Source organism: Mycobacterium sp. Aquia_213, from assembly GCF_026625985.1.
Classification (GTDB): Bacteria; Actinomycetota; Actinomycetes; order Mycobacteriales; family Mycobacteriaceae; genus Mycobacterium.
On sequence record NZ_CP113116.1, the window covers coordinates 3,897,016 to 3,922,340 of the forward strand.

26 protein-coding genes are annotated in these 25,325 nt (G+C 67.0%); 23 read left to right on the top strand and 3 right to left on the bottom strand.

Features of this window, described 5'->3' with window-relative positions; genetic code table 11:
- Positions 1 to 71: 71 nt before the first annotated feature.
- Positions 72 to 1,499, bottom strand: coding sequence for a malate dehydrogenase (quinone) (mqo, locus tag LMQ14_RS18195; RefSeq protein WP_420714695.1), 1,428 nt, complete (start codon positions 1,497 to 1,499; stop codon positions 72 to 74).
- Positions 1,500 to 1,673: 174 nt separating this feature from the next.
- On the opposite strand from mqo, the gene LMQ14_RS18200 reads away from it, so the two are divergent.
- Both LMQ14_RS18200 and mtr read left to right on the top strand, forming a co-directional pair.
- A complete protein-coding gene (locus tag LMQ14_RS18200) occupies positions 1,674 to 2,699 on the top strand; it encodes an alpha/beta hydrolase (protein WP_267730932.1) in 1,026 nt (341 codons plus the stop codon).
- Between the two features lie 4 nt (positions 2,700 to 2,703).
- Positions 2,704 to 4,083 carry a mycothione reductase gene (gene mtr / locus LMQ14_RS18205; protein ID WP_267730933.1) on the top strand — a complete coding sequence of 460 codons (1,380 nt, stop codon included), beginning with the start codon at positions 2,704 to 2,706 and terminating at the stop codon, positions 4,081 to 4,083.
- Here mtr and LMQ14_RS18210 read toward each other — a convergent pair.
- Positions 4,066 to 4,560, bottom strand: coding sequence for a Fur family transcriptional regulator (locus LMQ14_RS18210; RefSeq protein WP_267730934.1), 495 nt, complete (start codon positions 4,558 to 4,560; stop codon positions 4,066 to 4,068). The two genes, mtr and LMQ14_RS18210, sit on opposite strands and share 18 nt — an antisense overlap.
- Positions 4,561 to 4,675: 115 nt before the next feature.
- Here LMQ14_RS18210 and LMQ14_RS18215 point away from each other — a divergent pair, with 115 nt between their 5' ends.
- From LMQ14_RS18215 to LMQ14_RS18310, 21 genes are all read left to right on the top strand, one after another.
- Positions 4,676 to 5,782, top strand: coding sequence for a HoxN/HupN/NixA family nickel/cobalt transporter (locus tag LMQ14_RS18215; RefSeq protein WP_267730935.1), 1,107 nt, complete (start codon positions 4,676 to 4,678; stop codon positions 5,780 to 5,782).
- 81 nt (positions 5,783 to 5,863) lie between these two features.
- Positions 5,864 to 6,199, top strand: coding sequence for a hydrogenase maturation nickel metallochaperone HypA (locus LMQ14_RS18220; RefSeq protein ID WP_267730936.1), 336 nt, complete (start codon positions 5,864 to 5,866; stop codon positions 6,197 to 6,199).
- Positions 6,200 to 6,246: 47 nt separating this feature from the next.
- Positions 6,247 to 7,023 carry a hydrogenase nickel incorporation protein HypB gene (gene hypB, locus LMQ14_RS18225; protein WP_267730937.1) on the top strand — a complete coding sequence of 259 codons (777 nt, stop codon included), beginning with the start codon at positions 6,247 to 6,249 and terminating at the stop codon, positions 7,021 to 7,023.
- A 311-nt stretch (positions 7,024 to 7,334) separates the two neighbouring features.
- Entirely contained in the window at positions 7,335 to 8,390 is a 1,056-nt protein-coding gene (locus tag LMQ14_RS18230) for a hydrogenase expression protein HypE (protein ID WP_267730938.1), read from the top strand.
- A gap of 72 nt (positions 8,391 to 8,462) precedes the next feature.
- Positions 8,463 to 10,262, top strand: coding sequence for a nickel-dependent hydrogenase large subunit (locus tag LMQ14_RS18235; protein ID WP_267730939.1), 1,800 nt, complete (start codon positions 8,463 to 8,465; stop codon positions 10,260 to 10,262).
- 1 nt (position 10,263) lies between these two features.
- Positions 10,264 to 11,163, top strand: a complete 900-nt coding sequence (locus LMQ14_RS18240; protein WP_267730940.1) for a NifU family protein — start codon at positions 10,264 to 10,266, stop codon at positions 11,161 to 11,163.
- Positions 11,160 to 11,807, top strand: coding sequence for a DUF5947 family protein (locus LMQ14_RS18245; RefSeq protein ID WP_267730941.1), 648 nt, complete (start codon positions 11,160 to 11,162; stop codon positions 11,805 to 11,807). Before LMQ14_RS18240 ends, LMQ14_RS18245 begins: the two co-directional genes overlap by 4 nt.
- Positions 11,804 to 12,445, top strand: coding sequence for a DUF6084 family protein (locus LMQ14_RS18250; RefSeq protein WP_267730942.1), 642 nt, complete (start codon positions 11,804 to 11,806; stop codon positions 12,443 to 12,445). The genes LMQ14_RS18245 and LMQ14_RS18250 overlap by 4 nt, the downstream gene beginning before the upstream one ends.
- The gene (locus tag LMQ14_RS18255; protein ID WP_267730943.1) at positions 12,442 to 13,803 is read left to right on the top strand and encodes a hypothetical protein; all 1,362 of its coding nucleotides are present in this window, start codon (positions 12,442 to 12,444) and stop codon (positions 13,801 to 13,803) included. Before LMQ14_RS18250 ends, LMQ14_RS18255 begins: the two co-directional genes overlap by 4 nt.
- Complete coding sequence (locus tag LMQ14_RS28310) at positions 13,791 to 13,910, top strand: DUF6893 family small protein (RefSeq protein ID WP_420714539.1); 120 nt, start codon at positions 13,791 to 13,793, stop codon at positions 13,908 to 13,910. Before LMQ14_RS18255 ends, LMQ14_RS28310 begins: the two co-directional genes overlap by 13 nt.
- Before the next feature lie 17 nt (positions 13,911 to 13,927).
- On the top strand, positions 13,928 to 14,425 hold the full coding sequence (locus LMQ14_RS18260; protein ID WP_267730944.1) for a hydrogenase maturation protease: 498 nt from the start codon (positions 13,928 to 13,930) through the stop codon (positions 14,423 to 14,425).
- A gap of 1 nt (position 14,426) precedes the next feature.
- Positions 14,427 to 14,690, top strand: coding sequence for a HypC/HybG/HupF family hydrogenase formation chaperone (locus LMQ14_RS18265; RefSeq protein ID WP_267730945.1), 264 nt, complete (start codon positions 14,427 to 14,429; stop codon positions 14,688 to 14,690).
- 1 nt (position 14,691) lies between these two features.
- On the top strand, positions 14,692 to 17,052 hold the full coding sequence (hypF, locus tag LMQ14_RS18270; RefSeq protein WP_267730946.1) for a carbamoyltransferase HypF: 2,361 nt from the start codon (positions 14,692 to 14,694) through the stop codon (positions 17,050 to 17,052).
- The gene (locus LMQ14_RS18275) at positions 17,049 to 17,768 is read left to right on the top strand and encodes a HypC/HybG/HupF family hydrogenase formation chaperone (protein WP_267730947.1); all 720 of its coding nucleotides are present in this window, start codon (positions 17,049 to 17,051) and stop codon (positions 17,766 to 17,768) included. Before hypF ends, LMQ14_RS18275 begins: the two co-directional genes overlap by 4 nt.
- On the top strand, positions 17,765 to 18,433 hold the full coding sequence (locus tag LMQ14_RS18280; protein WP_267730948.1) for a D-sedoheptulose-7-phosphate isomerase: 669 nt from the start codon (positions 17,765 to 17,767) through the stop codon (positions 18,431 to 18,433). Before LMQ14_RS18275 ends, LMQ14_RS18280 begins: the two co-directional genes overlap by 4 nt.
- Positions 18,430 to 19,542, top strand: coding sequence for a hydrogenase expression/formation protein HypE (hypE, locus tag LMQ14_RS18285; RefSeq protein ID WP_267730949.1), 1,113 nt, complete (start codon positions 18,430 to 18,432; stop codon positions 19,540 to 19,542). The genes LMQ14_RS18280 and hypE overlap by 4 nt, the downstream gene beginning before the upstream one ends.
- Before the next feature lie 18 nt (positions 19,543 to 19,560).
- Positions 19,561 to 19,833: a HypC/HybG/HupF family hydrogenase formation chaperone gene (locus LMQ14_RS18290; RefSeq protein ID WP_267730950.1), complete on the top strand. Its 273-nt coding sequence runs from the start codon at positions 19,561 to 19,563 to the stop codon at positions 19,831 to 19,833.
- A gap of 10 nt (positions 19,834 to 19,843) precedes the next feature.
- Positions 19,844 to 20,974: a hydrogenase formation protein HypD gene (gene hypD / locus LMQ14_RS18295; protein ID WP_267730951.1), complete on the top strand. Its 1,131-nt coding sequence runs from the start codon at positions 19,844 to 19,846 to the stop codon at positions 20,972 to 20,974.
- Positions 20,975 to 21,000: 26 nt separating this feature from the next.
- The gene (locus tag LMQ14_RS18300; protein WP_267735580.1) at positions 21,001 to 21,711 is read left to right on the top strand and encodes a DUF6390 family protein; all 711 of its coding nucleotides are present in this window, start codon (positions 21,001 to 21,003) and stop codon (positions 21,709 to 21,711) included.
- 18 nt (positions 21,712 to 21,729) lie between these two features.
- The gene (locus tag LMQ14_RS18305) at positions 21,730 to 22,872 is read left to right on the top strand and encodes an alkaline phosphatase family protein (protein ID WP_267730952.1); all 1,143 of its coding nucleotides are present in this window, start codon (positions 21,730 to 21,732) and stop codon (positions 22,870 to 22,872) included.
- A 774-nt stretch (positions 22,873 to 23,646) separates the two neighbouring features.
- Complete coding sequence (locus LMQ14_RS18310; RefSeq protein WP_267730953.1) at positions 23,647 to 24,570, top strand: PPE family protein; 924 nt, start codon at positions 23,647 to 23,649, stop codon at positions 24,568 to 24,570.
- Here the strand turns inward: LMQ14_RS18310 and LMQ14_RS18315 are convergent.
- Positions 24,567 to 25,322 carry a gamma-glutamyl-gamma-aminobutyrate hydrolase family protein gene (locus tag LMQ14_RS18315; protein ID WP_267730954.1) on the bottom strand — a complete coding sequence of 252 codons (756 nt, stop codon included), beginning with the start codon at positions 25,320 to 25,322 and terminating at the stop codon, positions 24,567 to 24,569. The genes LMQ14_RS18310 and LMQ14_RS18315 overlap by 4 nt on opposite strands.
- Between the last annotated feature and the right edge of the window lie 3 nt (positions 25,323 to 25,325).

Genomic DNA, 25,325 nt, shown 5'->3' on the forward strand with positions numbered 1-25,325 from the left:
GCATCGTCGCCGTCGCAGGTCATTGGGCGCCGCTCCTCCTCATCACTTTTTGCATCGCTGTCCGGCGCGGTTCATGAGGCGTTCAACTGTAATACCTTGGTGCTCCACGTTCTCACCTCGTCGTAGAGTGCCGGTTCGTTGGAGAGCTGGGCTCCCAGCGAGGGCACCATCTCTTTGAGCCGGGGCAACCAGGACGGGTAGCGGTCGGCAAAGCAACTCGCCAGCACGTCGAGCATGATCGGCACAGCGGTTGAGGCGCCCGGCGAGCCGCCGAGCAGTCCGGCGATGCTGCCGTCGGCCGAGCCCACCACGGTGGTGCCGAATTCGAGCGCCCCGCCGGTGGCCTTGGCCCGCCGGATCACCTGCACGCGCTGACCGGCCACCGTCAGCTGCCAATCCGAATCCCGCGCACCGGGAGCGAATTCGCGCAGCGCATCCATCCGGTCGCGTTCGGTGAGCCGCAGTTGGCGGATCAGGTAATTGACCAGCGTCATCTCGGTGATGCCGACCCCCAGCATCGACACCACGTTGTCCCACCTGACCGAGCGGGGCAAATCGCTGACGTGACCATGCTTCAAGAACTTAGGCGACCAGCCGGCGTAGGGCCCGAAGACCAGCCACGACTTGCCGTTGACGAACCGCAGGTCCAGATGCAGCGCCCCCAGCGGCGGGGCACCGGGCGAGGGGACGCCGTAGACCTTGGCCCGGTGCGCGGCGGTCAGGTCCGGGTCGTCGGTGCGCAGGAACCGGCCGCCGATCGGGAAGCCGGCGAAGCCTTTGACCTCTGCGATGCCGGACTTCTGCAACACCGGCAGCGCCTCACCCCCGGCCCCGACGAACACGAATTTTGCGTTCAGCTTGCGCTTTTCGCCGGTGCGGCGATTGCCGATCTGTAGCGTCCAGCCGCCGTCCGACGCACGGGTCAGGTTGCGGACCTCGTGGCCGAACAGCGCGGTGACGCCACCCTGCACGCAGAAGCCGATGAGCTGCTTGGTCAGCGAACCGAAGTCGACGTCGGTGCCGTCGGCGGCCCAGTTGAGCGCAATCGGCTCGGAGAATTCACGTTTGGCGGCCATGAACGGAAGCCGGCGGGCGAACTCGTCCGGGTCGTCGACCAATTCCGTACCCGCGAACAGCGGGTTGGGAGCCAGCGCCTGCTGGCGCCGCCGCAGATAGTCGACCCGCTGCGCGCCGTGCACGAAACTGACGTGCGGTACGGCGTTGAGGAAGCGCCGATCGGTGAGGATGCCATTCTCGACGGCGTAGGCCCAGAACTGCCTGGTCACCTGGAATTGCTCGTTGATCGCCACCGCTTTGGTGATGTCGATCGAGCCGTCGCGCTCCGGTGTGTAGTTCATCTCGCACAGCCCGGCATGCCCGGTGCCTGCGTTGTTCCACGGGCTGCTGCTTTCCGCGGCGACGGCGTCGAGCCGCTCGATCACGGTGATCGACCAGTCCGGTTCCAGCCGCCGCAGCAGCGCGGCCAGGGTGGCGCTCATGATGCCGGCACCGACCAGCACGACGTCGCTGCGCGCCGTTGTGTCTGACACCGAAACGCTGGTCCTTTCCTGGTCCTTTCCCAGCCGGTCATTCAGGCTATCCCGCCCGACGCGCCCGCACCGACCTGAAGCCGCCGCGACCAGCAAAAGCATGCGTCACGCTAAGCTGGCCTGGTGACTGGCTGGGTGCCCGACGTCCTGCCTGGGTACTGGCAATACACCATCGCTTTGGGACCCGATCCCGCCGGCGAGGGCGACATCGTCGCAACCCTGATCCGGCGTGGCCCCGGAACCGGAGCTACCGGCGGTCTCGAGCACGCGGTGCTGACGGTGCACGGTTACACCGACTACTTCTTCAACACCGCGCTGGCCGATCACTTCGCCGGCCGCGGTTTCACCTTCTACGCATTGGACCTGCAGAAGTGCGGCAGGTCGCACCGCGACGGCCAGACCCCGCACTTCATCACCGATCTCGCCCACTACGACACCGAACTCGAACGCGCCCTGGCCGTCATCGGCGAGCAGGGCCACGACGTCCAGGTCCTGATGTACGGCCATTCCGCCGGCGGCCTGATCGTGCCGCTGTGGCTGGACCGGTTGCGCCGGCGAAACCCAAAGGCCCACTCCGGCATCGGCGGATTGGTGCTCAACAGTCCGTTCCTGGATCTGCACGGCCCGGCGGTGCTGCGCCTGGGGATGACGTCGGCGATGATTGGCGGCCTGTCGCGGGTGCGGTCCAAAGTGGTGTTGCGCGCCACCAGCAAGGGCGGTTACGGCACCACCCTGCACCGCGACTACGCCGGCGAGTTCGACTACAACCTGCAGTGGAAACCGTTGGGCGGCTTCCCGATCACCGCGGGCTGGCTGCACGCGGTGCGCCGCGGCCAGACCCGGCTACACCGCGGCCTCGACGTCGGGGTGCCGAACCTGATCCTGCGCTCGGACCACAGCGTGACCGAATCCGAGGACCCGACGTCCATGCAACGCGGCGACGCGGTCCTCGACGTCGGCCAGATCGCCCGCTGGGCGGGCTGCATCGGAAACCGCAGCACGATCGTTCCGGTGGTCGACGCCAAACACGACGTGTTCCTGTCCCTGGAGGGTCCGCGCGAAATCGCCTACCGGGAAATGGATCGCTGGCTGGACGGCTACCTGCGCATCACCAACACCGACGCCTCGGCATCATTCGGAAGGATGTGACGGCGTGGAGACCTATGACGTCGCGATCATCGGAACCGGTTCGGGCAACACCATTCTCGATGAACGCTTCGACGACAAGCGAGTGGCGATCTGCGAGCAGGGCACCTTCGGCGGCACCTGCCTGAACGTCGGGTGCATTCCGACCAAGATGTTCGTCTACGCCGCCGAGGTCGCCCAATCGATCCGGGAGGCGTCCCGGTACGGCATCGACGCGCGCATCGACCGGGTGCGCTGGGACGACATCGTCTCGCGAGTCTTCGGGCGCATCGATCCGATCGGGGTCGGCGGTGAGGACTATCGAACCTCCGCGCCCAATACCGACGTGTACAAGCAGCACACCCGATTCGGTCCGGTCCAGGCCGACGGGCGCTACCTGCTGCGCACCGATGCCGGCGACGAGTTCACGGCCGACCAGGTGGTGATCGCCGCGGGGGCACGGGCGATGGTGCCCCCGGCGATCCTCGAGAGCGGCGCCCAGTACTACACCAGCGACACGATCATGCGAATCTCGGAGTTCCCAGAGCATCTGGTGATCGTCGGGGGTGGTTTCGTGTCCGCCGAATTCGCGCACATCTTCTCCTCACTCGGCTCGCGGGTCACGCTGGTGGTCCGCGGCTCCGCCTTGCTGCGGCATTGCGACGACACCCTCTGTAAACGCTTCACCCGCATCGCGTCGAGCAAATGGGAACTGCACACCCACTGCAATGTCGTGAGCGCCGAGAACCAGGGTTCGGGCGTCGCGGTGCGACTCGACAACGGCCACACCGTCAACGCGGACGCCCTGCTGGTCGCGACGGGCCGGGTCTCCAACGCCGATCAACTCGACCTCGAGCAGGCCGGTATCGCCGTCGAGGACGGTCTGGTGGTCGTCGACGAGTACCAACGAACCACGGCGCGTGGGGTTTTCGCCCTCGGCGACGTCTCCTCGCCGTATCAGCTCAAGCACGTCGCCAACCACGAGGCGCGGGTGGTGCAGCGCAATCTGTTGTGCGACTGGGACGACACCGCGGCGATGACGGTCACCGACCACCGCTACGTGCCGTCCGCGGTATTCACCGATCCCCAGATCGCCTCCGTGGGGCTGACCGAAAACGAAGCCATTGCACAGGGTTTCAAAATATCGGTCAAGATCCAGGACTACGCCGACGTCGCCTACGGCTGGGCGATGGAGGACACCACCGGAATCGTCAAGCTCATCGGCGAGCGTGGCACCGGGCGCCTGCTGGGTGCCCACATCATGGGCCACCAGGCCTCGTCGATCGTCCAGCCGTTGATCCAGGCGATGAGCTTCGGGCTGACCGCCCCGGAAATGGCGCGCGGGCAGTACTGGATCCACCCGGCGCTGCCCGAGGTGGTGGAGAACGCGCTACTGGGCCTGCACTGATCTTCGCGCCGACTCGCCACGCTGGCATTGCGGGCACAGGCCACGCAACGTCAGACCGGCCCGCTCCGACAGGGCGAACGCACTGCCCTCCATCGCGTGCTCGAGCGCGGAACTGAGCTGACCCGCGGGCACTTCGATGATCGAGCCGCACTGCGTGCATACCGCGTGGTGATGGGGGGCGGTCGCCAGCCCGTAGGTCGTGACGCCGCCGTCGAGGGTCAGCGCGTGCAACACCGCCTGCTCGACCAGGGTGGTCACCGTGCGGTAGATGGTGGCCACGTCGGGTGGCTGGGCGCCGGGCGGCAGGGTGGCCCGTACCCGCTGGTGGATCTCCGCGACCGAGAGGTGTCCGTTGACGGGCTCGAGCACCGCCAGCACCTGAATCCGCGACATCATCCGCCGCAACCCGCGGGCGCGCAGGAAGTCGCCGATGCGTTCGGTGACCGCGGGGTCGAGCGCCGACGGGTTGGAGGTCACCCGTTTAGTGTTGCGCCGGACATCCCGGATTGCCAGTCTTGGACACCCCACAACAGGGCAAGCCGTCTTGCGAATTACTTGCATCCAGCTCGGGGACAAACTTAAGGTCGAGGCGATGGCCAGTACCGAGCTCCGTGCGCCACGGACCAGATTCAGCTTCCTGACACCCGCGGAATGGGGGCGTCTAGCGGTAATGCTCGCGGTGATCGTCGCGCTGCATCTCATCGGCTGGTTCACCCTGCTCCTGATCGTCGAACCGGCGCGACTCAGCGTGGGCGGCAAGGCTTTCGGTATTGGCGTCGGGCTGACCGCCTACGCTCTCGGGCTGCGGCACGCCTTCGACGCCGATCACATCGCCGCCATCGACAACACCACCCGCAAGCTGATGAGCGACGGCCAGCGCCCCCTCGCCGTCGGGTTCTTCTTCTCGCTGGGCCACTCCACCGTGGTGTTCACCCTGGCGATGCTGCTGGCGATCGGGGCCAAGGCGATCGTCGGGCCGGTCGAGGACGACTCCTCGGCGCTGCATCACTACACCGGCCTGATCGGCACCAGCGTCTCCGGCGTCTTCCTCTACCTGATCGCCATCCTCAACGTCATCGTCCTGGTCGGAATCCTGCGGGTGTTCCTGCGGTTGCGCCGCGGCGAATACAACGAGGCCGAGCTGGAACGGCAATTGGCCAGCCGTGGATTTCTCAACCGATTCCTGGGCCGCTTCACTCGTTCGATCACCAAGTCCTGGCACATGTATCCGATCGGTCTGCTGTTCGGCCTGGGCTTTGACACCGCCACCGAGATCGCCCTGCTGGTCCTGGCCGGCACCAGCGCCGCGGCCGGGCTGCCCTGGTACGCGATCCTGTGTCTGCCGGTGTTGTTCGCCGCCGGCATGTGCCTGCTGGACACCATCGACGGCTCGTTCATGAACTTTGCGTACGGGTGGGCGTTTTCCAATCCGGTGCGCAAGATCTACTACAACATCACGATTACCGGGCTGTCGGTCGTCGTCGCCCTGTTGATCGGCAGCGTCGAACTGCTCGGCCTGTTCGCCGAAGAGCTGGGCTGGCGGGGTCCGTTCTGGGACTGGCTTTCCGGCCTCGATCTCAACACCATCGGCTTCGTCGTCGTCGGCATCTTCGTGATCACCTGGGTCATCGCACTGCTCGTCTGGCGCTATGGCCGCATCGAGGAGAAGTGGGCCGCGCCCGCCCAGAGCACGCCCTAGCTCATTTCGACGGGTATTCGTCGTGGCCGCACGGGTGTAGAAACGACTTCATGCGCCCGCGCCCGATTCCGGTGACCGGCGATGCATGAGCTCTCGCTGTGCGAGGCGATCGCCGGCGTGGTCAAGACGCATGCCGACGGGCGGCACGTCGACGTGGTCCGCGTCCGGGTCGGCGCCCTTCGCCAAGTGGTTCCCGATTCGTTGTCGTTCTGCTGGACCCTGGTGCGGGAATCGGAGAACATGCCGGACGCCGAGCTGGAACTCGAGTGCATCGGCGCCGAGGTGCGCTGCCGCGCGTGTCATCGACAGTCGGAGATCACCTCGGCCTGGTCGATTTGGTGTCCGCTCTGCGACAGCTCCGATGTCGAGGTGCTGCATGGCAACGAGTTCCTGGTGACGTCGTTGGACGTCTCATGAAAAGGGGCCCGTGGCGTCTTTAGATGCCACTTCGAAAGGTGTTGAGCATGGGTAGGTTTCATCGGCACGACGACGGCACCGTGCACACCCACGACCGCGATCACGTTCCCCACCAGCACGACCACGGCGATCACTCTCACTACGAAACCGGCAAGCAGCGCATCGACGTGCTGGAGGCAATCTTCGCCGAGAACGACGTTCTCGCCGACGCCAACCGGGCGGCGTTCGAGAGCAACGGGATCCGCACGCTCAACTTGATGAGTTCACCGGGGTCGGGAAAGACGACCGTCCTTGCGGCAACGCTCGACGAGCTCGCCGGCCAGTTCGCGATCGGGGTGATCGAGGGCGACATCGCCACCGACCTCGATGCGGCCAAGCTCAGCGGCCGCGGCGCCCAGGTGTCGCTGCTGAACACCAGTAACGGCTTTGGCGGTGAATGCCATCTGGACGCACCCATGGTCAATCGCGCCCTGCCGGGCCTCGACCTTCGGAGTCTGGATTTGGTGATCATCGAGAATGTCGGCAACCTGGTCTGTCCGGCGGAGTTCGACGTGGGCGAGCACGCCAAGGCCATGGTGTACTCCGTCACCGAGGGCGAGGACAAGCCGCTGAAGTATCCGGTCATGTTCAGGTCGGTGGATGTGGTGTTGCTCAACAAGATTGACTTGGTCCCCCACCTGGACGTCGAGGTGGACCGATACATTGCGCACGTCCGCGAGGTCAACGCGACCGCGACGATTCTGCCGGTGAGCGCGCGCACCGGCGCCGGCATGGGCGCCTGGTTCGGCTGGCTCAAACGTTTCGCCGAGGGCGCCGTGGACTGAACGTGGCCGTCTTGCAAACCATTTGCAAGACAATGCCATTGCCCATCACGCGCGAGACCTACTCTACCTCGTAGTACTTAGCCGAACTCAGCGGTTCACAACGTCGACGTCGGATTCTCGAAACGTCTTGCCGCACAACACAACCAGCACCGATGGCGAGGGCGGGAAAACATTTGTTTAACTGCCGGCCAAGGGGGAACCGTTGACAACCCCGGAGGGCGGGAGTAGACCCAAAAACAGCGCTGCGCAAGTGGGCCGACGGTCGACTCCGGCGGCGCAGGGGCCCCAGCCCGGCCCCGGAAAGCTGCAGTATGCCAACGGAAGCAGCAGTCAAAGCAGAAGAAACGTTGATTCATGTGCTATGGATCAACGCGGGCCTCAGTTGTGACGGTGACTCGGTGGCGTTGACTGCCGCCACCCAGCCCAGCGTTGAGGAGATCGCTCTCGGAGCTCTTCCCGGTCTCCCCAAAGTTGCCGTGCACTGGCCCCTGATCGACTTCGAATGCGGGCCCAACGGAGGCGCGGACGACTTCCTCGAGTGGTTCTTCAGGGCCGACCGCGGTGAATTAGAACCGTTCGTGCTTGTCGTCGAGGGATCCATTCCCAACGAGAAGATCAAGGACGAGGGGTATTGGTGCGGGTTCGGCAACGACCCCGCCACCGGTCAGCCGATGACCACCAGCGAGTGGCTCGACCGGCTGGCACCCAAGGCCACGGCGATCGTCGCGGTCGGGACCTGCGCGACCTACGGCGGCATCCACGCGATGGCCGGCAATCCGACCGGAGCGATGGGCGTACCCGACTATCTCGGCTGGGGCTGGAAGAGCAAGGCCGGAATTCCGATCGTCTGCGTACCCGGCTGCCCGATCCACCCGGACAACCTGTCCGAGACGCTGACCTACCTGCTGTACATGGCCACCGACCAGGCGCCGATGATCCCCCTCGACGACGCGCTGCGGCCCAAGTGGCTATTCGGCAACACGGTGCACGAGGGGTGTGACCGTGCCGGCTATTACGAGCAGGGTGATTTCGCCACCGAATACGGATCGCCGAAATGCATTGTCAAACTTGGCTGTTGGGGCCCGGTCGTGAAATGCAACGTGCCCAAGCGCGGATGGATCAACGGAATCGGCGGTTGCCCGAACGTCGGGGGGATCTGCATCGGGTGCACGATGCCGGGGTTCCCCGACAAGTTCATGCCGTTCATGGACGAGCCGCCGGGCGGCAAGCTCTCCAGCACCGCGTCAGGGTTGTACGGGACCGTGATTCGCAGTTTGAGGGGTATCACGGCCCGAACCGTCGACAAGGAACCGCGCTGGCGCCACAAGGGCACCGAGCTGGTCACCGGGGCCCGCCGCACCTGGTAGGTCGCGGCGCGCTTCGTCTCGATTTCACGACCTTAAAATGCAGCAGCCCGTGGGGCAGAGAGCAGTAATGCGATGACAACCATCATTCCCAAGCCGACGCAAGAGAAGAAGGAACCGGGCCAGCTCGTCGAAATGGCATGGGACCCGATCACCAGAATCGTCGGCAGCCTTGGCATTTACACCAAGATCGATTTCGAGAACAGGGAAGTCGTCGAGTGCCACAGCACATCGTCGATCTTCCGCGGCTACTCGATCTTCATGAAGGGCAAGGATCCGCGCGACGCCCACTTCATCACCAGCCGGATCTGCGGGATCTGCGGCGACAACCACGCCACCTGCTCCTGCTACGCGCAGAACATGGCCTACGGCGTCAAGCCGCCACACCTGGGCGAGTGGATCGTCAACCTGGGTGAGGCCGCGGAATACATGTTCGACCACAACATCTTCCAGGAGAATCTGGTCGGCGTTGACTTCTGCGAGAAGATGGTCGCCGAGACCAACCCGAGCGTGCTGGCCCAGGCGGAGAAGACGGCCGCACCGCAGGCCGGCGCGCACGGCTACAAGACCATCGCCGACATCATGCGCTCGCTCAACCCGTTCAGCGGCGAGTTCTACCGTGAGGCGCTCGCGGTGAGTCGCTGGACTCGAGAGATGTTCTGCCTCATGGAAGGTCGCCACGTGCACCCTTCCACGCTGTACCCGGGCGGCGTCGGCACCGTCGCGACGATTCAGCTGATGACCGACTACATGACCCGGCTGATGCGCTACGTCGAGTTCATGAAGAAGGTCGTGCCCATGCACGACGACCTGTTCGACTTCTTCTACGACGCACTGCCGGGCTACGAGAAGGTCGGGCTGCGCCGCACGCTGCTCGGCTGCTGGGGCTCCTTCCAGGATCCCGAAGTCTGTAACTTCGCATACAAGGACATGGAGCGCTGGGGTAACGCGATGTTCGTCACCCCGGGCGTGGTGGTCGACGGAAAGCTGGTCACGCACTCGCTGGTCGACATCAACCTCGGCATCCGGATCCTGTTGGGCAGTTCGTATTACGACGACTGGACCGACCAGGAGATGTTCGTCAAGACCGATCCGCTGGGCAACGCGGTGGACCGTCGGCACCCGTGGAACCAGCACACCAACCCGCATCCGCAGAAACGCGACATGGCCGGCGGCAACTACAGCTGGGTGATGTCACCGCGCTGGTTCGACGGCAAGGACCACCTGGCGCTGGACACCGGCGGCGGCCCGCTGGCGCGGCTGTGGTCGACGGCGCTGGCCGGCCTGGTCGACATCGGTTACGTCCAGGCGACCGGCAACAGCGTCAAGATCAACCTGCCCAAGACCGCGCTGAAGGGACCGGTGGAGTTCGAGTGGAAGATTCCCAAGTACGGCAGTAACACGATCGAACGGGACCGCGCCCGGACCTACTTCCAGGCCTACGCGGCGGCGTGCGCGCTGCACTTCGCCGAGCAGGCGCTGGCCGAGATCCGCGCCGGGCGCACCAAGACCTGGGAGAAGTTCGAGGTGCCCGACGAGGCCATCGGCTGCGGCTTCACCGAGGCGGTCCGCGGCGTGCTGAGCCACCACATGGTGATCCGGGACGGCAAGATCGCGAACTACCACCCCTACCCGCCCACCCCGTGGAATGCCAACCCGCGCGACAGCTTTGGCACGCCGGGCCCCTACGAGGACGCCGTTCAGGGTCAGCCGATCTTCGAGGAGAACGGCCGGGAGAACTTCAAGGGCATCGATGTGATGCGCACCGTGCGCAGCTTCGACCCCTGCCTGCCCTGCGGTGTGCACATGTATCTGGGGAAGGGCAAGACCCTGGAGAGACTGCACACGCCAACGCAATCACCCGCCGGGGAGTGACATGGCGGATCGCCCGGAAGGCCCCGACAGCGACACACAGTGGCGTAACGCGGGCGATCGGATTCAGACACTCCTGGATTCTTGCGCGGCGGGTGGCACGGCCGCGTATGAGCGTGCGCAGCAGCTGGTCCGGGAGGTGGTCGGGCTCTACGGAGCCGGGCTGAATCGGATCATGCAACTGGGTGATCCCGAACTGACCGAGCGGCTGGCCACCGACGACCTGGTGGCCAGTCTGCTCCTTGTTCACGGCCTGCACCCGCACGATGTCCATCGCCGGGTCTCCGACGCGCTGGACCGGGTGCGGCCGTACCTCGGTTCCCACGGCGGCGACGTGGATCTGCTGGAGATCGCCGATGGCGACACCGTGCGGCTGGCGTTCACCGGCAGCTGTAAGAGCTGCCCGTCGTCGGCGGTGACGCTGGAGCTCGCCGTCGAGGACGCGGTTCGCGCCGCGGCGCCGGAGATTTCGGAGATCGAGGTGGTCGCGGCCCAACCCTCGTCCGAGCCGACCGTGATTCCCGCGGAATCACTGCTGGCGCATGTGCATTCGAACGGCTCGACGGTGCATTCGAACGGATCCAGCTGGCATCCGCTGCCCGAACTTGCCGAGTTGGAGCCCGGCGACGTCGCGGGGTTCCTGGTTTCGGGCACCACGGTGGTGGTGTGCCGGGTCGGCGACCTGCCGCTGGCCTACGTCGACCACTGTCCGGTGTGTGACGACTCGCTGGCGGGGGCACAACTGCGCGAGACCCTGCTGGGCTGCCCGCGCTGCGGCACGCAGTTCGACATCGTGCACGCGGGCGCCGGCCCCGACGGAGCTCACCTCGAGCCGCTGCCCCTGCTGCTTCGCGATGGGGTGCCCTCGGTGGCGCTGGCCGAATCGATGGGAGCCCGCGCATGACAACTCCCTATGACGTGCTGGCCCGCATCAAAAGTGGCCGGGCGGCTCCCGAGCCGGCCGGCGAACGCTGCGAAATGTGCTCGGAGAGCATCGCCGACGAACACTCGCACGTGGTGAACGTGGCCGGCCGGCAATTGATGTGCGTGTGCCGGGCCTGCTATCTGCTGTTCACCGATGCCGATGCCGAGTTGCGCTACCGCGCGGTGCCGGACCGGTATCTGGCGTTCCCGAATTTCGCGCTGGACCGGCGGGCCTGGGACGCGCTCCAAATCCCGGTCGGCGTCGCCTTCTTCTTCACCAACTCCGCGCTGTTGCGCACCGTGGCGTTCTACCCCGGCCCCGCCGGGGCCTGCGAATCCGAGCTCGACCTCGACGCCTGGAACGCCATCCGCGCGGCCGACTCCCGGGTGGGCCTGCTCACCGACGACGTGGAGGCGCTACTGGTCCGGGTCCCCGAGAGCGACGAATTCGCGCAGCCGCAAAGCTATCTCGTCCCGATCGACGCCTGCTACGAGTTCGTCGGCCGGCTGCGCATGCTGTGGCGGGGGTTCGACGGCGGACAGGAGGCCCGGCAGTTCATCGACGAGTTCTTCTCGCAGATCGCGGCCCGCGCTTCGGAAAGACTCCCGGGGACGCCGCCATGACCGCCGAGGTGACCTACCGCATTCTCGACGTGGCGCCCGAACCGTACGCGGTCAGCCCGGTGCTCACCGCCCGCGTCGACGTCGTCGCCGACGGGGACGACCCGGTGCACGCCATCGCGCTGCGCTGCCAGGTCCGTATCGAGCCGCCGCGCCGCTCGTACTCCGACGAGGAGGCGGCCGGGCTGACCGACTTGTTCGGGCCGCGGGAACGCTGGGCAAGCACCCAACACAGCTTCCTCTGGCAGCACTGCACCGCGATGGTGCCCGGATTCGCCGGGCACACGACGGTGCTGCTGTCGCTGGATTGCACCTACGACTTCGAGGTCGCCGCCGCCAAGTATTTGCACGCGCTGCGCGACGGCGCGGTGCCGCTGCAATTCCTGTTCAGCGGAACCATATTCGTCAAGTCCGAGCGCGGCTTCTCGGTCCAGCAGGTGCCCTGGGACCGTGAGCACCGCTACGACATGCCGGTGCAGGCCTGGCGGGCGCTGATCGCGCAGCACTACCCCAACACCGGCTGGGTGCGCCTGCGCCACGAGACCATCGCCGCGCTGGCCAACTACAAGTCAGCGCAGGGCATGCTCGACCTCGACCACGCGGTCACCTCGCTGCTGGATGCGCAACGGACGACGACATGACGACGTCGAGCTGGGACCGGGCCCGCGCCGTCGCCGACGCGGTGCTCTACGAGGGCTACCTGCTCTATCCGTACCGCGGCACGTCGAGCAAGAACCAATCGCGTTGGCAATTCGGCGTTCTGGGACCGCCCGGCGCGGCCGACGCCAGCCTGGGCGAAGACGATGCCCTGGCGGCGCAGTTCCTGGTCCAGGACGCCGAGGCGATCACGCTGGTGGTGCGTTTCCTGCAGCTGCAGCACCGTCGGGCCGAACGCGAGCTTACGGACGGGCGATTCGAACCCGTTGCCGAGCTAACCACACCGTCCGGCTCCTGGCTGACGTGGGACGAAGCCGTCGAATGTGAGAGGTCCTTCGGCCCTATTGCCCTCGACGATCTACCGTGGACACTGCCGGTTGTGGCAGAAGCGGCGACCGATACCGAACTCCTCGACGGCGGTCGCCTGGTCCGCGAACGCAAGCGGATCCACGGCGAGCTGACGGTCTCGGCCGAACCCGACGGCGCGGTGCGCCGGGTATCGGTGCGGCTGAACAACATCGGCGACACCGCGGCGGACAAGGACGACGCGATCGCGCGGTCCATGATCGGCAGCCACCTGATCGCCGAAGTCATTGGCGGCCAATTCGTCTCGATGCTCGAGCCGTCGCCGGACGCGGCCGACGCGGTGTCCCGGTGCGGCCAGCACCGCTGCTTCCCCGTGCTGGCCGGCCCGCCCGGCAGCCAGGACATGCTGCTGATCTCGCCGATCATTCTCTACGACCACCCCGAGGTCGCCGAGCAGAGCAATGCCGCGCTGTATGACTGCACCGAGATCGACGAGATCCTGACCCTGCGCGTGATGACGATGACCGACGACGAGAAGGCGCAGGCCCGGGCCACCGATCCGCGGGCGGCGCGGATCATCGACCAGTGCGACGCGATGTCGCCCGACGCGATGGCGCGCCTGCACGGCGTGCTGCGCGATCCGCACCGGCCCGGTATTCCCGCGGGCCTCGTCCCGGAGATTCCCGACGGGGTCGACTGGTGGGATCCGCTGGCCGACAATGCCGTTCGGCCCGAAATCGACGCGGTGCTGGTGAACGGGATCCGGGTCGCCCGGGGCAGCCGGGTCCGGTTACGGCCGCGGCGCAACGCCGACGCCCAGGACATCTTCGTCGCCGGCAAGACCGCCCGCGTCACGTCGGTGCACGAGGACGTCGAGGGCAACAAGCATGTCGGGGTGGTGGTCGAGGACGACCCGGCCGCCGAACTGCACGACTGGTACGGCCGCTACTTGTACTTCTCCCCCGACGAAGTCGAGCCGCTGCAAGCGGCACACAACAGCCCAACCCCTGAAAGGAGTTCGACATGGAAGTCGTAGGTTGGATATTCATCGCCGTCATCGCCCTGGTGGTAGGGATCGCGGTGATACTGGGAGTGGTGTCCATGCCCGATGCCCGGCGCTATCTCAAATTACGGCGGATGTAGCCGCATCGGAGACGGGGATGACCGCGCGCATCCTGGTAGCCGGGATCGGCAACATCTTCCTGGGCGACGACGGATTCGGCTCCGAAGTGGTCCGCCATGCCGGGCTGCCACAAGACAATCCGGGTGTCCGGGTGACCGATTACGGCATCGCGGGCATGCACCTGGCGTACGACCTGCTCGAGGACTGGGACACGCTGGTCCTCGTCGACGCGGTACCCAGCCGAGGCCGCCCGGGCACCCTGCACGTGTTCCAGGCCGACCATGACTATGGCTGCGCCACAGTTGGTTTCGACGGCCACAGCATGGATCCCGCCGCGGTGTTCGCCAGCCTGCGCGCACTCGGCGGCAATCCGCCCTACACGGTTGTCGTCGGATGCGAGGCCGGCAGCGTCGAGGAAGGCATCGGGCTCACCGACCCGGTCGCCCGGGCGGTACCGCGGGCCGTGCACGCGATCGGGGAGATCGTCGCCGCGCTACAGATTCCGACGGCCTGCCCGGTGCCCGAGGAGTGCTGAGATGTGTTTGGGGATACCCGGTCAGGTGATCAGGATGCTGGACGGCTACGAGGGCCAGCTCGCCCTGGTCGACGTCACGGGCGAGCAGCGCAAGGTCAACGTCGGCATGTTGCCGGAAGAGACATTCGAATGCGGTGACTGGGTGATCATCCACATGGGCTTCGTGGTCGAGAAGACGGATCGGGCCGGCGCCGAGCAGGCGATGGCCGGCCTCGAACTGATGGGCCGGGGCGGCGGCGATCCCACCCTCCTGGAGGGCGGTTGAGATGACCGACGCCCCCGTGCTGCTGCGGTCCGACTTCTCCGGTACCCAGGTCCGGCAGCGCTTCACCGTGACCGGTGTAGTTCAGGGGGTGGGTTTCCGGCCCTTCGTCCACCGGATCGCCGGCGAGCTCGGCCTGGCCGGGTTTGTCGGCAATGACTCCGGCGCAGTCTTTCTCGAGGTGCAGGGCGCACCCGCGCGGGTGCGGGAGTTCGGTCGCCGGCTGCATGACGAGGCCCCGCCGCTGGCCCGCATCGCCGCCGTGCACGTGACGGATTTGACGGCAGACACCGGTTGCGGGCCCGATTTCCGGATCGTGGCCAGTCAAACGATTGCGGGTGCCACCACACCGATTCCGCCCGACATCGCGGTGTGCGACGACTGCGTCGCCGAGCTGTTCGACCCGCGCAACCGGCGCTACCGGCATCCGTTCGTCACGTGCACCAACTGCGGACCGCGCTTCACCATCATCCGCGAATTGCCGTATGACCGCCCGGCCACCACGATGTCGGCGTTCCCGATGTGCACGCAATGTGCGGCCGAATACCACGATCCCGCCAATCGCCGGTTCCACGCCCAGCCGATAGCCTGCCCCGACTGCGGCCCCTCGCTGTGGTTCCGGTCGCCGGCCGGGCGGGTCACCGGGTCGGACGCGGCGCTGGCGGCCGCGCAACGGGCGCTGGCGGCGGGCGCGGTGGTCGCGATCAAGGGCATCGGCGGCTACCACCTGGCCTGTGCCGTCGACGACGAGACGGCCGTCGGCGCTTTGCGGTCACGAAAAGCGCGGGGCGCCAAGCCCTTCGCCATGCTGGTCCGCAACCTCGATATCGCGCGCCGCTACGCCGATATCGACGACGCCGAGGCCGCGGTGCTGCTCAGTCCCGCGCGCCCGATCGTACTGTTGCGGCGCCGCCCGGGCGCACCGGTTGCCGAGGCCGTTGCGCCGGCCAGCCCGCTGCTGGGACTGATGCTGCCGTACTCCCCCGTGCACCACCTACTGCTAACCGCCGTGCCCAAAGCCGGCGCGCCGGTGCCCGAGGCGCTGGTACTCACCAGCGCCAACCGAACCGACGAACCCATCTGCTTCAGCGACGACGATGTCGCGTCCAGGCTTTCGGGACTGTGCGATGCGATCCTCGATCACGATCGGCCCATTCACGTGCCGTGTGACGACTCCGTGGTGCGCGTCTTGCCGGACGAGGGGGACGGCGTCGAGCTTCCGATTCGGCGGTCGCGCGGTTACGCCCCGCTGCCGGTCGACCTGGGGCGCGGCGGTCCGTCCGTGCTCGCGGTGGGCGGCGAACTGAAGAACACCTGCTGCCTCACCGACGGGTCGCGCGCCTACCTGTCCGGTCACATCGGCGACATGGCCAGCTGGGAGACGCTGCGGGCGTTCGAGCGAGCGGTAAGTCAACTCAGCCAAATCCGCGGTGAGCCGGCCCGATTGGCCGCCGACCTGCACCCGGGGTATCACACCCGAAGCTGGGCCGAGCGTCGCGCCGGCGATCGACCGCTGGATCTGGTCCAGCACCATCACGCGCATGTGGTGTCGTTGTTGGCCGAACACGGGCGCATCGGTGAACCCGTCGTCGGCGTCTCCTTCGACGGCACCGGTTACGGCTGCGATCAGACGATTTGGGGCGGCGAGATCCTCGTCCTCGGTCCCGACAGCCACCGCTTCGTGCGCGCGGGCCATCTGCTCCCGGTGCCGCTGCCGGGCGGCGACGCCGCCGTGCGCAATCCGTGGCGGATGGCGCTGTCCCAGTTGTGGATGGCCGGCATCGACTGGACCCCGGAGCTGGCGCCGGTCGCCGCCGCCACGGTTGAGGAATTGCGGCTCACCCGTTCGCAATTGGAGAGCGGCGTGGGATGCGTGCCGTGTACGAGCATGGGCCGGCTGTTCGACGCGGTCGCCTCGCTGTTGGGAGTGCGGCACCGCATCGACTACGAAGGCCAGGCCGCCATCGAGCTCGAGGCGCTCGCCGAGCGCGCCGACGGCCCCGGGCCGTCGCTGCCGCTGACCGTGCGGGCCGACGGGGTGATCGATCCGGCCACCCTCATGCAAACGACGGTGTCGGCGCTGCGTGCGGGCACACCACCGGCGTTGCTGGCTGTCGCGTTCCATCGGGCGGTCGCGATCGCCGTTGCCAGGGTGGTCACGCAGGTCGCCGGCCCGATCCGGCTGGCGGGCCTCACCGGCGGCGTGTTCCAGAACGTGCTGTTGCTGCGGTTGTGCCGTGAACTGCTGCGGCGCAATGGGTTTGAGGTGCTGACCCATCGCACCGTTCCGCCCAACGACGGCGGGTTGGCGTTGGGTCAGGCGGCGATCTCGATGCTCACCGCACTCGAGGAGGGTAGGGCATGACGACGATCACCGCGATCGACCGCGGACTGGATGCCGAGTTGGCCGAAGACCTGGCCGCCACCGCCTTCACGTTGGCCAAGCGGTTCGCCGCGGGCGCCACGATGTGGTCCATCGCCCCGGCCTGGGAGCCGCACGCGCTGCACATCGCGGTCGAGTTCGTCCATCCGGTGATCATGGGGAAACGGGCGTTGCCCGCCGTCGCGCTCACCGGGCCCGATTTGGTTGATCTGGTACGGGTTTCGGTGCGCCCCGGCGACATCGTGATCGCGGTCTCCGGCGCGGACAACGCGGACGTTCGCTCGGTGATGCGCCGCGGCCCCGCGTGGGGCGCCACCACGATCTGGATAGGCAGCGGCGAACGGCCTCGGGCAGGCATGGCCGATCACGTGCTGTGGCTGGACGACCCCGACCCGCGAGTGCCCGCAACCGGCGGGTTCGTGTTGTTCTATCACCTGCTGTGGGAACTCACCCACGTCTGTTTCGAGCACTCCGGTCTGCTCAAACCCGAATGCGTGCAGGAAGTTTGCGTGACGTGTAGCGACGAGGGCCGCCTCGGCGAGGTGACGGCCGCCACGGCCGACGGGACCGCCACCGTGCGCACCGCGCGCGGAGTCGAGAACGTGGTCACCACCCTCGTCGGCGCCGTCCGCTCGGGCGATTTGGTGCTGGTGCATGCCGGCACCGCGATCAGCCGGATCGAGGAGGACGCTCGATGAGCCACGACGAATCCACCGACTTCCTCTACCCGTTCATCGACGCCCAGGAGGACGACCCGACGTCGCTGCTCGTCGACCTGGCCGCGTCGGCGCGGGCGAAAGCGGCCGAAAGCCTGGCGTTGCGGCGCTCCACCCTGGAAGCCAACGCCGACCTGCTGGACGCGGCGGCCACCGAGACCGCGCGCCGGTTCGCGGCGGGCGGACGGATGTTCACCTTCGGAAACGGCGGCAGCTGCACGGATTCCACGACCCTGGCCGGCTTGTTCGCCCGGCCGCCGATCGGCAAGTCGCTACCGGCCTGGTCGTTGACCGCCGATCAGGCAATCGTGACCGCCCTGGGCAACGACGTCGGATTCGAGCTGGTGTTCGCCCGTCAGCTGATCGCCCGCGCGAAGGCCGGTGACATCGCGATCGCGATGTCCACCAGCGGCAATTCGCCGAATCTGCTCACGGCGCTGGCCGAGGCGCGCCGACGCGGGCTGTACACCATCGGATTCGCCGGTTACGACGGCGGTGCCTTCGCGAACAATCCAAATGTGGACGCCTGCTTCGTCGTTCGATCGCAAAGCGTGCACCGGATCCAGGAATCGCAAGCGCTGCTCGGCTATCAGCTGTGGTTGGCGGTTCACGATCGATCCGGCGATCAAGGTCTGGGGGCCGCATGAAGAACTCAGCAGGCGAATACCTTTCGTCGGGGCCACGCTTCGCCGAGGGCGAGGTGATCGAGCGGATCGAGTCGTTCCGCCGGCGCCGCCCCCGGTTGCTCGACGAGCACGTGACGCTGGCGCATGGCGCCGGCGGCAAAGCGTCGGCGGCATTGGTGGACGCGGTGTTCATCGAGGCGTTCCGCAACCCGGCGCTGGAGTCACTCGGTGACGGCGCGGTGCTGACCCTGCCCAGTGGCGAGCGACTCGCGATGTCCACGGATTCCTTTGTGGTGCAGCCCAGGCGTTTTCCCGGCGGTTCCATCGGTGAGCTCGCCGTTCACGGCACCTGCAACGACCTGGCGATGACCGGCGCCGTACCGGCGTGGATATCGGCGGCGTTCGTGCTCGAAGAGGGCTTTGCGATCGCCGAGTTGAAGGAGATCGTCGCCGACATGGGGGCGGCCGCCGTCAAGGCCGGGGTGCAGATCGTCACCGGCGACACCAAGGTAGTGCCCAAAGGCGCGGCCGACGGGCTGTTCATCACCACCGCCGGAGCCGGCGTCATCCCGGCCGGACGCACGCTGTCGGCGGGCTCGGTCCGCGTCGGCGACAAACTGCTGTTGTCCGGGTCGATGGGCGATCACGGCATGGCCGTCATGCTCGCCCGGGGCGACCTGGCCATCGAAGCCGACATCGCCTCCGACACCGCCAGTCTCAGCCCGCTGGTCGAATTGCTGATGGGCGCCGCGCCGTCCACCCGCTGGCTGCGCGACGCCACCCGCGGCGGGGTGGGCACGGTGTGCAACGAACTGGCGCAGGCCTGCGGTCTCGGGGTGGTGCTCGATGAGGATCGACTTCCGTTGCAGCCCATGGTAAATGGGGCGTGTGAGTTGCTCGGCATCGATCCACTCTATGTCGCCAACGAGGGCAAGTTCGTCGCCGTCGTCGCGCCGGACGAAGCCGAGGCCGCACTGGCCGCGCTGCGGTCGCATCCGCTGGGCGCGCAGGCGGCCGAGGTCGGAGAAATCGTCACCGAACCCGCGGAGAGCGTGGTACTGCGCACCGGATTCGGCGGGACGCGGATCGTCGACATGCTCGTCGGGGATCCGTTGCCCCGAATCTGCTGACCAAGAAAGGAAGCCGACATGTGCCTTGGAATTCCGGGCCGGATTGTCGAGATCACCGATCCCGCCAACTATTTGGCGAAGGTCGACGTCAGCGGCGTCCAGCGCACGATCAGTGTGCGCCTGCTGGAAGGTGACCTGCCCGAGCCCGACGAGTGGGTGCTGGTCCACGTCGGGTTCGCGATGGCCAAGATCGACGAAACCGAGGCGCTGCTCACCTTGGCCGCGATCAAGAAACTCGGCGACGCCTACACGACCGAAATTGCGGCCTTCGACTCGACGGCCATTATTTAAGGGGACGGCAATGAAATTCGTGGACGAATTCCGCGATCCCGCGGCGGCCCGCAAGCTGCTCGTCGCCATCGAGCACCTGGCCGGGACCGGCGGCGACCACTTCAAGTTCATGGAGGTGTGCGGCGGGCACACCCACACCATCTACCGACACGGCATCGAGCACCTGCTGCCCGACAACGTCGAATTGGTGCACGGCCCGGGGTGCCCGGTGTGCGTGATCCCGATGGGTCGCATCGACGACGCGATGTGGCTGGCCGGTCAGCCCGACGTGATCTTCACCTGCTTCGGCGACATGATGCGGGTGCCCGGTTCGAACGGAAGCCTGTTGGACGCCAAGGCCCGCGGCGCCGACGTCCGGTTCGTCTACTCGCCGCTGGACGCGTTGAAGATCGCGATCGACAACCCGGACCGCCACGTCGTGTTCTTCGCGATCGGGTTCGAGACCACCGCGCCGTCGACCGCCGTGACGCTGGTGCGGGCGCGCGACCTGCGCCTGTCCAACTTCAGCGTGTTTTGCAATCACGTCACGATCGTGCCGCCGATCAAGGCCATCCTGGAATCGCCGGACCTGCGGCTGTCCGGCTTCATCGGCCCCGGGCACGTTTCGACCGTGGTCGGCAACCGGCCGTATCGATTCGTCCCGGACGTGTATCGAAAGCCGTTGGTGGTGGCCGGGTTCGAGCCACTGGACATCCTGGCATCGGTCGCGATGCTGCTGCGACAGATCCGCGAGGGCCGCTGCGAGGTGGAGAACCAGTACAAGCGGGTGGTGCCCGAAGACGGCAACCCGGCCGCCCTGGCGTTGATGGGCAAGGTGTTCGCGCTGCGTCCGCATTTCGAGTGGCGCGGCCTGGGCTTCATCTCACAAAGCGCGCTGCGGCTGCACGACGACTTCGCGGAGTTCGACGCCGAGCTGCGGTTCGCGATGCCCGGCGTGCGGGTCGCCGACCCGAAGGCATGTCAATGCGGCGAGGTGCTCAAGGGGGTGCTGAAGCCTTGGGAATGCAAGGTTTTCGGCACCGCGTGCACCCCGGAGACCCCGATCGGGACGTGCATGGTGTCCCCCGAGGGCGCGTGCGCGGCCTATTACAACTTCGGCCGCATGCACCGCGACGCGGTCAAGCTGGTGGCGCGCTCTTGAAGGTCTTGAACCACCGGGGCGCCGAGATGTTCGCCCGCTACGCCTATGCGCCCAACGCGCTGGGCTATTGCGGTCCGCCCCTGGGCGCGACCTTGCGGGACGGCTCGGTCGATCAGGTGCGCGTCGCGGCGACGACGTTCTCCGGGGCCTGGCCGTATCTGCGGGTGCTGTCCGCGCTGACCGGTATCGCCGACCCACTGGATCATCGCCTGGTCGAATCGTATTGGCTCGGCGGCGGCGTCGGCGCCGGCATCGATCCGCGGGACTTCTTCGACGAGTTGCTGGCAATCATCGGCCCCCAGGCCGGCCGCTACTGGTCACACCTGACCTCGGACCTGGCCGGCGAAGCCGCCGGCAACCACTGCTTCCATGTATTCGGGGTGTACCCGTGGACGCGGTTTCTGGGCCGAGGCATGGACGAACACCCGCTCGGTGTCCTGGACAGCTGCCGGATCACTTGGGGCACAGTTGTTTCCCGAACCGGAGACGACGTCGAGGTGAGGTGCCGGCGGCTGGTGTGGGATGGTCAGGCGCTCGCGCTGGCCGAGCCGTCGGCGCAAGCACTCGAGGTCTGGGCCGACGGGTACAGCGCGGTGCCCGATGTGGCCGTCGGTGACGAGGTCGCGGTGCACTGGGGCCGGCTGTGTGGCCGGCTGGACCCGCAGCAGGTGCGCGCGCTCGCCGACAGCACGGACCGGCAGCTGCGGCTGACCAGTCAACGGCTGGCGCACGTCTAGTCGTGCCAGACTGGGGCCATGTCTGGTCCAGCGCTTGGTTCCCTGTGCGATGTGCTCCCGGCGGCGGCCGCACTGCTCGGGGTCCCGGATGCCGTCGACCGGTTGGCGGTCACGGAATCGGTTGCCGAACAGGTTGATCGGGTCGCGGTCGTGCTGGTGGACGGCCTGGGCTGGCACCTGTTGCCGGAATTGGCGGGTAGCGCGCCGCTGCTTGCCTCGGTGCTCGCCGGCGGCGTGGGACGGATCAGCGAACTCACCTGCACTTTCCCGTCGACCACCCCGAGCAGCCTGGTGTCGCTGGGCACCGGCGCGCGGCCGGGCGAACACGGCATCCTGGGCTTCACCCTCAACGTCCCCGGCACCGAACGGGTACTCACCCACATCTATTGGCGCTCGGACTCACCCTGGGCCCCGCCGTCGGCGCAATGGCAGCCGTTGCCGACCTGGTTCGAGCGGCTGCAGCGATGCGGGGTCGCCGCACGGGCGGTGCTGCCAGCGTTGTTCATGGGCAGCGGACTGACGGATTCGGCGTACCGCGGCGCCGACTTTCGCCCGAGCAACCCCGACGACGACTACGCCCAGCTGGTCATCGACGAGCTGGGCGCGGCACCCGGCCTGGTCTACGCCTACACGGCCGACCTGGATACCGCCGCGCACCTGTTCGGTATCGGATCACCGCACTGGCATCAGGCGGCCGCGCGTGTCGACGCACTGCTGACTCGTCTGGTCGACGCCCTGCCCGCGAACGCGGCGCTGCTGGTGACCGCCGACCACGGCGGTCTCAATGTTCCGCCGCAGGCCCGCGTCGACCTGGACACCGACACCCGGCTGAGCGAGGGAATCCGGGTGGTCGCGGGTGAACCGCGGGTGCGCTACCTGCACACCGCGCCGGGCGCGGCCGCCGATGTGCACGCGACGTGGAGCGCGGTGCTCGACGGCCGGGCCGACGTCTACAGTCGCGACCAGGCGGTGGCCACCGGGATGTTCGGACCGGTCGACCCGGGGCATCTGGCGCGCATCGGGGACGTCGTCGTGATCTGCACCGGCGACACGGCGGTGCTGGCCACCAAGCGCGAGCCCCCGGAAGCGGCCCGCCTCATCGGGTTTCACGGCGGAGCCACCGCAGCCGAAATGGCGATCCCGCTCATCGTTTTCGGATAAGCCGCATCACTGAGAAACGCGACAGCGCATTTTAAAATGGTTATCGCGCAACTTTTTTGGGGCCGATAAGTCCGGTGTGATCAAGGACACGGGGATCACCAAAATGCACAACAGACTCGGATCGACCTCACAGCTGGGGCCGGCCGATGACCAGTTTGGTCCGGTACAGTCGGGCCACTGTGAACGTTCGAGGCGCTAGTCATTCTCGGCGGTGGCAGCCGGCCATCGCCGTTATTGCGGCGCTCAGTCTGTTTGCCAGTCTCATCGCCGGTTCCGCGTTGCGGTCCCAATTTTCGGCGGCCACCCTGCCCGAGCCCGCGGCCTGGTCCCAGCCGGCCCCGAATTCCGCGCACTCGCACACTGATAGCGAGTCCGCTGCCACGATCCACCTTCAACATGCCAGTTCATGGGATGTGTCGCCGGCCAACAAAAAGCCATTCCACAGCATGTGGATGACGCACGACCGCCCCGACGTGTGGACACGCCTACCGTCGAGCTGCCCGCTGTCCGTATTGCCGGATTCGTTTGCTAGCACAGGTTTTGAATCCGGCGATATTCACGCCGGCGCACCCGCGGCCGAATGCGCCGGACAACAAATACTCGCGCTGCTTTGCGTAGCTCGCCGCTGATAGCACGGCACTGGCACTAGCCTCTTGGGCCGCCTCACTTTTGCCGGTGCGGCGTTGTGAGGCCGATTACAACTTGTACAGAACCACACCGCAGCAGCCCAGCGCGGCGTTCTATTTCGCAGCAGTGTTTTGAAGGGGGAAGTCCATGTTTTCAGCGCTACCGCCGGAAACCAACTCGGGGCTAATGAATTCGGGGCCCGGCTCGCGGTCGATGATGGCCGCCGCCACGGCGTGGCACGAGCTGGCATCCCGTCTGTATGACACGGCGAAGCGATGTAGTTCGATAACCCGCGCCGCGGCAGCCCACGTCGCATGGCTCAATGATGTTGCGGCACAGGCTGAGCAAACGGCCGCCCGGGCTAAGTGGGCCGCGGACGCCTACGACTTGGCGTTGGCCGCCATGGTGCCCCCTTCGGTAATTCGGGCCAACCGCATGCTGCGGACGTGGCTGGCCGAGACGAATTGTCTGGGCCAATCCAGCCCGGAAATCGCGGCCGCCGACAGCGACTACGACCAGATGTGGGCCCAGGATGTGGACACGATGCACACCTATGCCCGGGCCTGTGCCGACGCCGCGACCGTGACACCGTTCGTTTCGCCGCCACCCACCGGCGTGCAACCGGCACCCGGCAGCCGAGCGCTAGTAGTGGCGCCGGACGTCATTTCGTGTGGCTACCAAGTGATCTCGACAATTCCCGACGCTCTCGACGCGCTGTCTGAGGCGTCTGGGGCACCGTCGGCGGCGTTCGACACATTCCTTTCGCCGGTAACCTCGTCGCTGTCGAAACTCGGTTCACTGTGCGCGCCATCGGACTTCGCGATCAACCATCTGAATTCCCTGAACAAGAGCGCCGCGCTGAAAAGCGCGGCAACGTTGCTGTCGCGGTTACCGATCCGCGGTCGTGCGGTGTCGGGCGTCGGGCGGGCGGCATCGGTCGGGACGCTGTCCGTGCCGCCGAGCTGGATCGCCAAGACGCCGCGCCCGGCCACCGTCGAACACGGCTGGGGTTACGAGCCAATGCATTTGGTCGAAACCGGCGAGCGGCCGAAATGGCCGCAGACCCGTTAGTGGCGCGACGCGATCCGCGTGCTGGACGCGTACGAGCTCGCGGCGTCGACGATCGCCTTGAACAGCCGCAGGTCGTCGAGGAACTGCTCGGGATGCCATTGCACCGAGACCACGAAGTTGTCCCCGGGCACCTCCAGCCCTTCGACGACGCCGTCGGCGTCCCAGGCGCTGACGATCAGGCCGTCACCGACCTTGTCGACGGCCTGATGGTGATAGCACCACGCGTCGGCGGACTCGCCGAGCAGGTCGGCCAGCCTGGTGCCCGCGACCGTGCGGACTCCCAACTTGGTGAAGCGCCCGTAGCCCGCGTGATGCCCGCGGTGGCCGAGCACGTCGGGCAGGTGCTGATGCAGCGTTCCGCCGAACGCGACGTTGAGCATCTGCGTGCCGCGGCAGATGCCCAGCACCGGCACCCCGCGGTCCAGCGCGCCCCGCAAGAGCGCGAATTCAAACGCGTCGCGGACCGTGCGGGGTGCGTCGGTCTTCGGATGCGGCTGCTGGCCATAGGCGGCCGGGTCGAGGTCGTAACCGCCGGTGATCACCAGCCCGTCCAGGCTGTCGAGCAGGCTCTCGACGACGTCGGGGTCCACCGGCTGCGGCGGCAGCAGCACCGCGACGCCGCCCGCCTTGATGATGCCCTCGAAATAGTTCGCGCCCAGATAACCGGCCGGGATGTCCCACCCGTCGGACTGCACTTGCTCGAGATAACTGGTCAGGCCGATGACCGGCCGAGGCGTTCCGGAGGCGTTCACGCG

Bases quoted from the DNA above. Each gene is read 5' to 3' on its own strand.
- mqo (WP_420714695.1), bottom strand. From the start codon at position 1,499: ATGAGCGCCACCCTGGCCGCGCTGCTGCGGCGGCTGGAACCGGACTGG.
- LMQ14_RS18215 (WP_267730935.1), top strand. From the start codon at position 4,676: ATGGCCAGTACCGAGCTCCGTGCGCCACGGACCAGATTCAGCTTCCTG.
- LMQ14_RS18220 (WP_267730936.1), top strand. From the start codon at position 5,864: ATGCATGAGCTCTCGCTGTGCGAGGCGATCGCCGGCGTGGTCAAGACG.
- hypB (WP_267730937.1), top strand. From the start codon at position 6,247: ATGGGTAGGTTTCATCGGCACGACGACGGCACCGTGCACACCCACGAC.
- LMQ14_RS18230 (WP_267730938.1), top strand. From the start codon at position 7,335: ATGCCAACGGAAGCAGCAGTCAAAGCAGAAGAAACGTTGATTCATGTG.
- LMQ14_RS18235 (WP_267730939.1), top strand. From the start codon at position 8,463: ATGACAACCATCATTCCCAAGCCGACGCAAGAGAAGAAGGAACCGGGC.
- LMQ14_RS18240 (WP_267730940.1), top strand. From the start codon at position 10,264: ATGGCGGATCGCCCGGAAGGCCCCGACAGCGACACACAGTGGCGTAAC.
- LMQ14_RS18245 (WP_267730941.1), top strand. From the start codon at position 11,160: ATGACAACTCCCTATGACGTGCTGGCCCGCATCAAAAGTGGCCGGGCG.
- LMQ14_RS18250 (WP_267730942.1), top strand. From the start codon at position 11,804: ATGACCGCCGAGGTGACCTACCGCATTCTCGACGTGGCGCCCGAACCG.
- LMQ14_RS18255 (WP_267730943.1), top strand. From the start codon at position 12,442: ATGACGACGTCGAGCTGGGACCGGGCCCGCGCCGTCGCCGACGCGGTG.
- LMQ14_RS28310 (WP_420714539.1), top strand. From the start codon at position 13,791: ATGGAAGTCGTAGGTTGGATATTCATCGCCGTCATCGCCCTGGTGGTA.
- LMQ14_RS18260 (WP_267730944.1), top strand. From the start codon at position 13,928: ATGACCGCGCGCATCCTGGTAGCCGGGATCGGCAACATCTTCCTGGGC.
- LMQ14_RS18265 (WP_267730945.1), top strand. From the start codon at position 14,427: ATGTGTTTGGGGATACCCGGTCAGGTGATCAGGATGCTGGACGGCTAC.
- hypF (WP_267730946.1), top strand. From the start codon at position 14,692: ATGACCGACGCCCCCGTGCTGCTGCGGTCCGACTTCTCCGGTACCCAG.
- LMQ14_RS18275 (WP_267730947.1), top strand. From the start codon at position 17,049: ATGACGACGATCACCGCGATCGACCGCGGACTGGATGCCGAGTTGGCC.
- LMQ14_RS18280 (WP_267730948.1), top strand. From the start codon at position 17,765: ATGAGCCACGACGAATCCACCGACTTCCTCTACCCGTTCATCGACGCC.
- hypE (WP_267730949.1), top strand. From the start codon at position 18,430: ATGAAGAACTCAGCAGGCGAATACCTTTCGTCGGGGCCACGCTTCGCC.
- LMQ14_RS18290 (WP_267730950.1), top strand. From the start codon at position 19,561: ATGTGCCTTGGAATTCCGGGCCGGATTGTCGAGATCACCGATCCCGCC.
- hypD (WP_267730951.1), top strand. From the start codon at position 19,844: ATGAAATTCGTGGACGAATTCCGCGATCCCGCGGCGGCCCGCAAGCTG.
- LMQ14_RS18300 (WP_267735580.1), top strand. From the start codon at position 21,001: ATGTTCGCCCGCTACGCCTATGCGCCCAACGCGCTGGGCTATTGCGGT.
- LMQ14_RS18305 (WP_267730952.1), top strand. From the start codon at position 21,730: ATGTCTGGTCCAGCGCTTGGTTCCCTGTGCGATGTGCTCCCGGCGGCG.
- LMQ14_RS18310 (WP_267730953.1), top strand. From the start codon at position 23,647: ATGTTTTCAGCGCTACCGCCGGAAACCAACTCGGGGCTAATGAATTCG.